The organism is Gemmatimonadota bacterium (assembly GCA_016209965.1).
Classification (GTDB): Bacteria; Gemmatimonadota; Gemmatimonadetes; order Longimicrobiales; family RSA9; genus JACQVE01.
Window position 1 is genome coordinate 1 of sequence record JACQVE010000342.1, and the last position, 10511, is coordinate 10511.

Below are 10511 nucleotides of genomic sequence, written 5' to 3' on the forward strand. Positions count from 1 at the left end.
CGCCGAGATAGCGCGCCCGACTCCGCAGCCCGAGCTCGCCCTCCGCAGCCGCCGCGTGGTCACGCCGCAGGGCGTGAAGCCGGCGGCCATTCTCCTCCGGAACGGGGTGATCGACGACGTCGCCCCCTTCGAGGCGCCGCCCCCGGACGCCCGACTCCTGGACTACGCCGAAACCGTGCTGCTGCCCGGGCTGGTGGACAGATCGCCTGCTTCATGTGTTCGATCGGAGGGGCCGAAGGTCTCGCCCCGGGGCTCGTCGCTCGCGTCCGACGACCGGGTGTCCTGCGCACACCGAACGGGGAGGGAAGAGCTTTCCTGGAGGTCGTGGCGGTCGAATCGCTATGCGCCAAGCAGCCGCTGCACGAGGAGCGTCTGCATGTCGCGGCGTCCGTCGGCGATCAACATGATGAACACCTGCTCACCCATGACACGGTAGATGACCCGGTAAGGCTTCATCATGAGCTGCCGGTATTCGCGGATCCCCAGAGCGAGCAGCTCTCTCGGATGGCTGCCACGCTCGGGAAAGGCGGCCAGTCGTCTACTGAGCTCCAGCAGCCGCTGGAGCACGCGCTCCGCGGCGCGCTCGCTGTGCGTCTCGGCGATGTGGTGGTAGATCGAGGAGAGGTCGTGCTCCGCCCCTGCCGTGAGCTGCACGGCATGACGCATCAGGTGGCGGTCTTGCGCGCGGCACGAAGCCGCTGCACTACCTCCTCCACGGGAGAAACCTTGCCCTGCTCGATCTCGCGATTGCCTAGCGCCAGAACCTTCAGCAGCGCGAGGGTCTCCTGGATCTCCTGGTACGACGCCACGTCCTGGATAACGGCCCGGGCCTCGCCATTCTGCGTGATCACCAGGGGCTCGCCCGATTCGGCGAGCGTCCGCAGCACCTCCGCGGCGTGGCTCTTCAGATAGCTGATCGGCTTGACCTGCGATGAATAGCGCATTTGCACCTCACCACGATTGGTATGGACCAAATATAGTCTCTATTCGGTCTTCACGGAATGCCGCCTCCTGACCTCGCGCTCCGCAGCCGCCGGGTTGTTACGCCCGAGGGCGTGAAGCCGGCGGCCATTCTCATCCGGAACGGCGTGATCGTAGACGTCGCCCCCTTCGAAGCGCCGCCCCCGGGTGCGCCGCTCCTGGACTGCGGCCAGGCCGTGCTGCTCCCCGGCCTGGTGGACACGCACGTGCACGTGAACGAGCCCGGCCGCAGCGACTGGGAAGGCTTCGAGACGGCCACCCGTGCCGCCGCAGCCGGCGGTATTACAACCATCATTGATATGCCGCTCAACAGTGTGCCGGCCACCACCAGCGTGCCGGCGTTGCGCGCCAAGCTGGCGGCGGCGGAGGGGAAGTGCCATGTGGACGTAGGCTTCTGGGGCGGTGTGGTGTCGGGCAATGCCGGCGAGTTGGGGGAGCTGGTAGCCGCCGGCGTGCGGGGCTTCAAATGTTTTCTGGTGCCGTCCGGGGTGGACGAATTCCCGCACGTCACGGAGGCCGACCTGCGCCAGGCGCTGCCGCGGCTGGCCGGCCTGGGGGTGCCGCTCCTGGTCCATGCGGAGCTTCCCGGTCCCATCGACGCGGCGCTACGGGATCGCGCGCGTGAAGTCGTTGCGGGAGTGAGTGGGGCCCGGCGGGGTGGTGGCTCTCTGCCCCGGCGCGCGGATGCTGCCTCGGGCCGACGCCTGCGCTTCCGGCGTGCATCGCGTCTTCCTCGGCCCGGCGCCGATCCTCGGGCCTACGCCACCTACCTGCGCTCGCGCCCGCCGGAGGCGGAAACGGCCGCGGTGACGTTGTTGCTCCGGTTGTGCCGGGAATACGGCGTTCCCGCGCACGTGGTGCACCTCTCTGCGGCCGAGGCGCTGCCGCTGCTCCTGGAGGCTCGGGCCGAGGGCTTGCCGCTGAGTGTCGAGACCTGCCCGCACTACCTGCACTTTGCGGCCGAGGACATCCCGGACGGCGCCACGCAATTCAAGTGTGCACCGCCCATCCGTGGTCGGGCCAACCGCGAGGCGCTGTGGCAGTCCCTGGAGAGGGGCGACATCGATCTGGTAGCCTCCGACCACTCCCCCTGCCCCCCGGCGCTGAAGCGGCGGGACGGGGACTTTCTCCGGGCCTGGGGCGGCATCTCCTCCCTGCAGCTAGGGTTGTCCGTGGTCTGGAGCGTCGCGCGGGCGCGCGGCCAGCCCTTCGAGCGGCTGGCCGAATGGCTGAGCCGCGCGCCCGCGCGCCTGGCGGGGCTGGAGGGGCGGAAGGGCGCCATTGCCCCGGGGTACGACGCCGACCTCGTCGCCTGGCATCCGGAGGCCGAGTTCACCGTGGATCCTGCCACGCTCCAGCACAGGCACAAGCTCACGCCCTACGCAGGCGTTCGGCTTGCCGGTGTGGTCGATGCCACCTTTCTGCGCGGGCGGCTGATCTACCGGCGAGGCTCGGTCCTGGGCCCGCCGGTGGGACAGCTCCTGCTCGAGCACTGACTGTTGCGCCGAATCCCCACCAGTTCGTTTCCGCACATACAACCATCTCGGTGCGCGAGCGTCGTTGGACAACGCCCAGGTCAGCGGTTCGCGATCATAGGGAAACACCCTTTAACCGCGGAGCACGCGGAGGGCACGGAGAAAGGACCCCTTCCGGCCGCCGCACCGTCGTTGACACCTGATCCGGCCGCCGGTACTCTTGACCTCGCGGCTCGCTGCGGGGCCGTATCTCCCCCTCGGATCCAGGATCCTGCGCGAGGCCGCGCGAGGAGCCGCCGCCGGTGATCGACTCTGCCGATCTCTCCAAGCTGCGCATCCGCCGCGGCGAGCCGCGCCCGGGCCGGACCCTGGCCGTCCCACCCCGGCGTCTGGGCGCGATCGCCCTGTTGCTGGCCGTCGCGGCAGTGGGCGCCTTCATTCTCACCCGCGAGCCAGTGCTCGAGGTGCGCGTGGTGCGTGCGGAGGCCGCGCCGAGCGGCGCGGGTGCGGCGGGCGGCCTGACCGCCAACGGCTACATCGTAGCGCGCACCAAGGCGTCCGTTTCCTCGAAGGTCCCCGGGCGGCTGGCCTATCTGGGCGTGGACGAGGGCGACCGGGTACGTGCGGGGCAGGTCATTGCGCGGCTCGAGGCGGCGGAGTACGAGGCTGCCATCCAGCGCGCGGACGCAGAAGTGCTCACGGCGGAGGCGGCGCGGATGGAGGCTGAGGCCCGCCTGGTGCAGGCGCGCCGCGAGCTCGAGCGGGCGCGGGCGCTTCACGCGGAGGCGCTGGTCTCGGTGCAGGCGGTACAGGACGCCGAAACCGGGGTGGCGGCGGCGGAGGCGCAACTCCGCGCGGCGGAGGCGCGCATTGCCGCGGCCCAGGCGGGGCGGGCAGCGGCCGTCGCCAACCTCGAGAGCACGCTGATTCGCGCGCCCTTCGACGGCACGGTGCTGCGTAAGGATGCGGAGTTGGGCGAGGTGGTGGCGCCAGCAGTGGCGGGCGGCGGCCTCACCCGCGGCGCCGTGGTCACCATGGCGGACCTCTCGACGCTCGAGGTGGAGGTCGACGTCAACGAAGCCTACATCGCCCAGGTCCGGCACGGCCAGCCGGCGCGCATCATCCTGGATGCGTACCCCGGCGAGGAGTTTCCCGGCCACGTGCGCCAGGTAGTGCCCACCGCGGACCGCCAGCGGGCTACTGTGCTGGTGCGCGTGGCCATGGACAGCCGCGACCCGCGCATCCTCTCCGAGATGGGCGCCCGCGTGGTGTTCAGCGAGGAGGCGGCACCCGCCGCGGCCGGCCAGGCGGCGGCCCGGGCGCCGCTCTTCGTGCCCGACTCGGCCGTGACGCTGCGCGGCGGCCGCGACGTCGTCTGGCTGGTCGACGGCGGCCGGGCCCGCCTCACCGAGGTGGACGCCGGGCCCGTCTCCGCCGGGCGCCGCGAGATCCGCCGCGGCCTCTCCGGCGGCGAGCTGCTCATCGTCAACCCACCCCTGACCCTGGCCGACGGCGCCCGCGTGCGCGTCGTCGCCGCCGGCTCCTGAAGGAAGGTCGAACATGCCGATTGCCGAGGTGAACGCGGTCTCGAAGGTCTACCGGCGGGACAGCCAGGAGATCCCCGTGCTGGAGGGCCTCGACCTGACCATCGAGGAGGCTGAGTTCCTCTCGCTCATGGGCCCGTCCGGCAGTGGCAAGACCACGCTGCTCAATCTGCTGGCCGGCCTGGACCGCCCCACCTCGGGGTCGGTCGTGGTAGCCGGCGAGGACATTACTCGCCTGCGGCCGCGGGATCTGGCCGCGTGGCGCGCGCGCCACATCGGCTTCATCTTCCAGCTCTACAACCTCATCCCGGTGCTCACTGCGCTCCAGAACGTCGAGCTGCCGCTGCTGCTGACCGAGCTGGGCCGGAAGGAGCGCCGCGAGCACGCGCTCACCGCGCTGCGCATTGTGGGGCTCGAGGACCGGCTCGATCATTACCCGCGCCAGCTGTCGGGCGGCCAGGAGCAGCGCGTGGGCATTGCCCGGGCCATTGTTACGGACCCCACGCTGATCCTGGCCGACGAGCCGACGGGCGACCTGGACGCCCGTGCTGCTGGGGAGATCCTCGAGCTGCTCCGGCGGCTGCACCAGGAGTTTCACAAGACCATTGTCCTGGTCACGCACGACCCGCACGCCGCGGCGCGTGCCGGTCGGACGCTCCACCTGGAGAAGGGGGTGCTCCAGGAGACGGCGGCGGCTGGAGGCGCAGGGTGACGCTGGCCACGCTGGTAGCGGCCAACCTCCGTCGCCGGCTGCGCCGCAGCATACTTACCACGCTCGGCATCGCCATTGCTCTCTTCCTCTTCATCACGCTGCGTTCCGTGATCACCACCATGCGCGCGGCGGGGGAGGTGGGCAGCGAGACGCGACTGGTGGTGAGGAACAAGCTGGGCATTGTGTTCCCGCTGCCCATGGCCTACCGCAGCCGCCTCGAGGCCATGGACGTGGTGACTTCCGTCACCTGGGCCAACTGGTTCGGCGGCGTCTACCTGAGCGAGCGCAACTTCTTCCCCCAGTTTGCCATTGACGCCGGGAGCTACCTGCCGCTGCACCCCGAGGTGCAGCTCCCGGAAGAGCAGCGCGCCGCCTTCCTCGCGGAGCGCACCGCGGCCGTCGTGGCGCGTGACCTGGCCGAGCGCTTCGGCTGGAAGCTGGGCCAGACCATCGCGCTGCGCGGAACCATTTTCAGCGGCGAGCACCGCTTCACGATCCGCGGCATCTACGAGCCGGCCACGCCGCCGTTCCAGAATATCTTCTTCTTCCGCTGGGACTACCTGAAGGAGCGCTACCGCGAGTCCGAATACATGAGCAACGTGGGCTGGTACATCGTGGGCGTCCGGAACCCGGACGATGCTGCCCGCATAGGCGAGACCATCGACCGCATGTACGAGAACTCGGCGGCGCCCACGCGCTCGGAGACGGAGCGCGCGTTCCAGCTCGGCTTCATCAGCCTCTACGGCAACGTGGCGTTCTTCCTGAACGTGATCGGCATGGCCGTCGTGTTCGCCATCTTGCTGGTTGCCGCCAACACCATGGCCATGTCGGCGCGGGAGCGCTTCCACGAGGTGGCAGTGCTCAAGACGCTCGGCTTCAGCGACCGCACGGTGCTCTGGCTGGTGCTGGCCGAGGCAGGCGTTATCGCCGGCACCGGCCTGGCGCTCGGGCTGGCCGGCGCGCTGCTCTTCTACAACGTGCGCGGCTTTGACGCCGCCGGCTTCATCCCAGGGCTCTCCGTGGCGAGGGACACCATCGCTCTGTCTGTGGCCATCGCGGCGCTACTCGCCGCGGTCAGCGCGGCCGTGCCCGCCTGGCAGTCCGCGCGGCTCCAGGTCGTGGACGCTCTCCGGCCGGCGGCATGAGGATCCCGCTGCTCTACAGCGTGCGCAGCCTGCTGCACCGGCCGGCGACCAGCGCGTCCACGGCGCTGGGCATCGCCCTGGTCGTCCTCACCTTTGTGGGCATGCTGGCGCTGGCCCAGGGTTTCCAGGCGGCCATGATCGAGACCGGCCGTCCGGACAACGTGTTCGTGATCCGCGCAGGCTCGGACGCGGAGATGAACAGCGGCCTGGGTCGCGACGGAGCCGCCATCCTCAAGGCGCTGCCAGAAGTCGCCCCGGCTGTCAACGGCCAGCCCCTCGCCTCGGCTGACGTCTACGTGGTCGTGGCACGCCCCCGCACGGGCACCGGCAGTATGGCTCACGTGCCGGTCCGCGGCGTCGACTTCACCTCCTTCGAGTTGCGGGATTTCGTGCGGGTGGTCGAGGGCCGGCCCTTCCGGCAGGGGCAGCCGGAGGTAGTGGTGGGACGTGGCCTCGTGGGACGGATCGAGGGCCTCGAGCTGGGCGAGCGCGTCCGTTTCGGCCAGCAGGATTTCACCGTGGTCGGCTACTTCACTGCGGGGGGCTCGGCGTTCGAGTCGGAGGTGTGGGGCGAGAACGAGCAGTTGATGAGCGTCTTGCGCGGGCCCTTCTACCAGTCGCTGACCTTCCGCCTCTCTGATCCCGCCGTCTTCCAGGGCGTGAAGCAGAAGCTGAAGGCCGACCCGCGGCTCAACCTGGACGTCTACCGCGAGTCCGACTATTTCGCCGGGCAGTCCGAGCAGCTCGCCCGCGTGCTGCGCTTCCTGGCCTTCTTCGTCACCTGGATCATGGCCCTGGGCGCCATCTTCGGCGCCATCAACACCATGGACGCGCTGGTAGGCTACCGCGCCCGGGAGATCGCGCTGCTGCTCACGCTCGGGTTCCGGCCGCGCAGCGTGCTGGCCACCTTCCTCTTCGAGGCCGTGCTGCTCTCGCTGGCCGGCGGCGTGCTGGGCCTGGTCCTGGCCCTACCCATCAATGGCATCACCACCAGCACCACGAACTGGCAGTCCTTCGCCGAGATCGTCTTCCAGTTCCGCATCACGCCGGCCATACTGCTGCAGGGGTTGGCGTTCGCCGCGGTGATGGGGCTGCTCGGCGGCTTCCTGCCCGCGCGCCGCGCCTCGCGACAGGTGATCGCGCAGGCGCTGAGGGGCGAGTGAGTTTGTTAACACCATGGACACGCTGGTGGCCTACATCCAGTCGTCTGCCGAGCTCGTCTTCGCCTTCCGCATCACGCCCGCCATCCTGCTCGAGGGGCTGGCCTTCGCGCTGCTCATGGGACTGCTCGGCGGATTCCTCCCCGCCCGCCGCGCCGCGCAGCAGGTGACCGCGGAGGCGCTGCGGTGAAGCAGGCACTGCTCACCGAGCCCATGGCGGTCTTCGCCTACCTGGCCGCCGTGCTGGGCGTCATTTTCTGGCTGAGTGGGCTCCAGCCGCTGAAGAAGCTGTTCGAGTTGACGCCGCCCGTCATTTACGCCTACTTCCTGCCCACCCTCTCTACCACCTTTGGCGTCATCCCCAGCGCATCGCCGCTTTACGAATGGATGGTGCGCTATCTGCTGCCCCTGGCACTGCTGCTGCTGATGATCACCATTGACCTGTCCAGCGTAGCCCGCCTGGGGGGCATGGCACTGATCATGATGCTGGCCGGCACGCTGGGCATCGTGCTGGGCGGGCCGCTGGCGCTGCTCGTCTTCGGCGGCTGGCTGCCCGACGAGGCCTGGAAAGGCCTGGCCGCGCTCTCCGGGAGCTGGATCGGCGGGACCGCGAACCTGGTAGCGATCGCCGAGAGCGTGGGCACGCCGGAGTCGTTGCTGGGCCCGATCATCGTGGTGGATACAGTGGTCGGCTACGGCTGGATGGGCGTGCTGCTCTTTCTCAGCGGCTGGCAGTCCCGCTTCGACCGCTGGAACCGCGCCCGTACGGAGGCCATCGAGGCGACCAACCGGCGTCTGGCCGAGGTCGCGGCGCAGCGCGCGCCGCTCGACACCCGCTACGCCGCCATCATCATCGGGCTGGGCTTCGCCGGCGCAGTGCTCAGCATTGCCGCCGGCGCACGGCTGCCCCGGGTCGGCAACCCCACAATCATCAGCAACACCACCTGGGCCGTGCTCATCGTGGTGACCGGCGGGCTGCTGCTATCCTTCACACCGGCGCGGCGGCTGGAGGAGGCGGGCGCCTCGCGCATCGCCTACGTCGCGCTCTACCTGCTGCTGACCGCGATCGGCGCGCAGGCGGACCTCAAGGCCGTGCTGGCCGCGCCCGCCTTTGTGGGCGCGGGCCTGCTCTGGATCGGAGTGCACGCGGCGGTCCTGCTCGCGGTGGCGCGACTGATCCGCGCGCCGCTTTTCTTCTTCGCCACGGGCAGCATGGCCAACGTGGGCGGTGCCGCGTCTGCGCCCATCGTCGCCGGCGTATACCACCCGGCCATGGCGCCGGTCGGGTTGCTCATGGCCGTGGCCGGCTACGTGCTCGGCATCTACGCCGGGCTGCTGTGCGCCTGGCTGCTCTCCCTGGTGGGGTGATGCACTTTACCGAGCTGATCGACCTGGCCGCCGAGCGCCTGGGCGGCGCCGCGCTGCTGGCCAATGACGAGTTCTTCGCGCCCAAGGAGAACCTGCTCAGGGCGGCCGAGCCAGTGTTCCTGCCGGGCGAGTACACGGAGCGCGGCAAGTGGATGGACGGCTGGGAGACGCGGCGACGTCGCTCGCCCGGCCACGACTGGTGCATCATCCGCCTGGGGCTGCCGGGCGTGATCCGCGGCCTGGTCGTGGACACCACTCACTTCAAGGGCAACTACCCCGAGCACTGCTCCCTGGAAGCCTGCGCTGTGGAGGGCGTTCCTGACCCGGTGGAGCTCGGCCAGGAGGGGGGGCCTGCTCGCTGGGCGGAGATCCTGGCTAGCTCGCCGTTGCGCGGCGATGCCAGGAACCTCTTCGAGATCGGAGCCGACGCGCGCTTCACCCACGTGCGGCTGAGGATCTACCCGGATGGTGGCGTGGCGCGGCTGCGTGTCTACGGCCAGGTCGTGCCGGACTGGGACAGGCTGCTGCAGCGCGGAACGGAGCTGGATCTCGCCGCCGCGGAGCACGGCGGGCTGGTGATCGCCGCCAGCGACATGTTCTTCGGCCACCGGCAGAACCTGATCATGCCCGGCCGCGCGCTGAGCATGGCCGACGGCTGGGAGACCAGGCGCCGGCGCGGACCCGGCCACGACTGGTGCATCGTCCGGCTGGGGCGGCCGGGCACGATCCACCGGGTCGAGGTCGACACCGACCATTTCAAGGGGAACGCGCCCGAGAGCTGCTCGCTCGAGGGCTGCCACGCGCCGGACGCCGGCCTGGACGAGCCGGTGGGCGAGGCCGCCGGCTGGGCCGAGCTGCTCCCGCGCACTACGCTGCAGCCGCACAGCCGTCACAGCTTCCAGGTGCGGCCGGAGGCGACGTCGCCCGTAAGCCACATGCGCTTCAACATTTTCCCGGACGGCGGGATCGCCCGCCTCCGCGTCTACGGCTCGCCGGCGGCTGGTGCGTGAAGGGAGCTTCTCGAGTTGAGAGTCCCGCCGCGATGACGCTGGAAAACCTCAACCGCTTGCCGCGCGAGGACGCGGCGTCCGCGCTGCTCCAGTGCTGCGGCGCGCGCGCCTGGGCTCGCCGCATGGCCGAGCTCCGCCCGTTCCCTCACACGGCCGCTCTCCTCGAGGCCGCGGACCGCGTGTGGTGGGGCCTGGGCCGCGAGGACTGGCTGGAAGCCTTCCGCGCCCACCCCCGCATCGGCGAGCGGAAGCCGGAGACAGCGCAAGCGGAGCAGGCCCGGCGCTGGTCAGCGCAGGAGCAGGTGGGAACGCGCGAAGCATCTGCGGACGCCCGCGTGGCGCTGGCGCAGCTGAACCAGACTTACGAGCAGAGATTCGGCTACATCTACATCATCTGCGCCACAGGCAAGACGGCTGAGGAGATGCTCCGGCTTCTGCGCCAGCGCCTGGACAACGATCCCGCGCAGGAGCTGCGCGTGGCCGCAGAGGAGCAGCGCAAGATCGCGCGCCTCCGGCTGGAGAAGCTGCTGGCAGAGGCATGATCAGCCGGCCGACTCTGAGCCCAGGATCGCGCTAACCTGCTGCTTGAGCTTGGGGAGATCCTGCTCGAGCGTTTTCCACGTCAGGTCGAGATCCACCTCTCCGTACCTGTGGATCAGTACGTCGCGGAGCCCGGCGATCTCTTGCCACGGCACCTCGGGATGACGCCTCCGGAACTACATCTCTACCCCGCTCCTGTACTGCTCGATCAACTCGATGCATTCGATGATGTCTTGAAGGAAGATGCCTGGTGCAAGGCTCATAGGATTTGAACCTGCTCCTGCAGAACCCTGGCCTTGAACTCGGGGCGCAGCGAGTCAAAGGTCACGACGTCCGCTTGCAGGCCGAAGCGTTCCTGAAGGTCCAGGCGCAGGCCGACCAAGTCCAGCAGAGTCCTTTCCGGCTCGAATTCGACCAGAATGTCCAGGTCACTGGCGGGGTGCGCCTCGCCGCGTGCGCGCGAGCCGAAGATGGCCGCCCGCCGAACCCCATGCTTCTCGAGCACAGGTACAATCCGCTCCCCGATCTCCTGCAGTCCATGGAAGGTCCGTTCCATGCTCCAACTCGCTTCCGGCG

The 10511-nt window shown here is 69.7% G+C and carries 12 protein-coding genes and 1 pseudogene; 9 read left to right on the plus strand and 4 right to left on the minus strand.

From position 1 onward, the window contains the following. Window positions 1-339 precede the first annotated feature (339 nt). Both HY703_13650 and HY703_13655 read right to left on the minus strand, forming a co-directional pair. Window positions 340-666, minus strand: a complete 327-nt coding sequence (locus tag HY703_13650) for a type II toxin-antitoxin system RelE/ParE family toxin (GenBank protein MBI4546238.1) — start codon at window positions 664-666, stop codon at window positions 340-342. Beyond that, on the minus strand, window positions 666-944 hold the full coding sequence (locus tag HY703_13655; GenBank protein MBI4546239.1) for a type II toxin-antitoxin system Phd/YefM family antitoxin: 279 nt from the start codon (window positions 942-944) through the stop codon (window positions 666-668). Before HY703_13655 ends, HY703_13650 begins: the two co-directional genes overlap by 1 nt. A 57-nt stretch (window positions 945-1001) precedes the next feature. Here HY703_13655 and HY703_13660 point away from each other — a divergent pair, with 57 nt between their 5' ends. The 9 genes from HY703_13660 (at window position 1002) to uraD (ending at window position 9937) form a co-directional block, all read left to right on the plus strand. Then, window positions 1002-2477, plus strand: a complete 1476-nt coding sequence (locus tag HY703_13660) for an amidohydrolase family protein (protein MBI4546240.1) — start codon at window positions 1002-1004, stop codon at window positions 2475-2477. A gap of 281 nt (window positions 2478-2758) precedes the next feature. Further along, the gene (locus tag HY703_13665) at window positions 2759-4003 is read left to right on the plus strand and encodes an efflux RND transporter periplasmic adaptor subunit (GenBank protein MBI4546241.1); all 1245 of its coding nucleotides are present in this window, start codon (window positions 2759-2761) and stop codon (window positions 4001-4003) included. 13 nt (window positions 4004-4016) lie between these two features. Next, the gene (locus HY703_13670) at window positions 4017-4712 is read left to right on the plus strand and encodes an ABC transporter ATP-binding protein (protein ID MBI4546242.1); all 696 of its coding nucleotides are present in this window, start codon (window positions 4017-4019) and stop codon (window positions 4710-4712) included. Continuing rightward, window positions 4709-5857: an ABC transporter permease gene (locus HY703_13675; protein ID MBI4546243.1), complete on the plus strand. Its 1149-nt coding sequence runs from the start codon at window positions 4709-4711 to the stop codon at window positions 5855-5857. The genes HY703_13670 and HY703_13675 overlap by 4 nt, the downstream gene beginning before the upstream one ends. After that, window positions 5854-7020, plus strand: a complete 1167-nt coding sequence (locus HY703_13680; protein ID MBI4546244.1) for an ABC transporter permease — start codon at window positions 5854-5856, stop codon at window positions 7018-7020. The genes HY703_13675 and HY703_13680 overlap by 4 nt, the downstream gene beginning before the upstream one ends. A gap of 13 nt (window positions 7021-7033) precedes the next feature. Beyond that, window positions 7034-7207 carry a hypothetical protein gene (locus tag HY703_13685; protein MBI4546245.1) on the plus strand — a complete coding sequence of 58 codons (174 nt, stop codon included), beginning with the start codon at window positions 7034-7036 and terminating at the stop codon, window positions 7205-7207. Further along, on the plus strand, window positions 7204-8385 hold the full coding sequence (locus tag HY703_13690) for a DUF819 family protein (GenBank protein MBI4546246.1): 1182 nt from the start codon (window positions 7204-7206) through the stop codon (window positions 8383-8385). The genes HY703_13685 and HY703_13690 overlap by 4 nt, the downstream gene beginning before the upstream one ends. Next, window positions 8385-9395: an allantoicase gene (alc, locus tag HY703_13695; GenBank protein MBI4546247.1), complete on the plus strand. Its 1011-nt coding sequence runs from the start codon at window positions 8385-8387 to the stop codon at window positions 9393-9395. The genes HY703_13690 and alc overlap by 1 nt, the downstream gene beginning before the upstream one ends. A gap of 32 nt (window positions 9396-9427) precedes the next feature. Next, window positions 9428-9937 (plus strand): 2-oxo-4-hydroxy-4-carboxy-5-ureidoimidazoline decarboxylase, encoded by a 510-nt coding sequence (gene uraD / locus HY703_13700; protein ID MBI4546248.1) that lies wholly within the window; start codon window positions 9428-9430, stop codon window positions 9935-9937. On the opposite strand, the pseudogene HY703_13705 reads toward uraD, so the two are convergent. Together HY703_13705 and HY703_13710 are read right to left on the minus strand one after the other, a co-directional pair. Next, window positions 9938-10198 (minus strand): annotated as a pseudogene (locus HY703_13705) (DUF86 domain-containing protein). Further along, on the minus strand, window positions 10195-10491 hold the full coding sequence (locus tag HY703_13710; GenBank protein ID MBI4546249.1) for a nucleotidyltransferase family protein: 297 nt from the start codon (window positions 10489-10491) through the stop codon (window positions 10195-10197). Before HY703_13710 ends, HY703_13705 begins: the two are co-directional and overlap by 4 nt. Window positions 10492-10511: the final 20 nt, after the last annotated feature.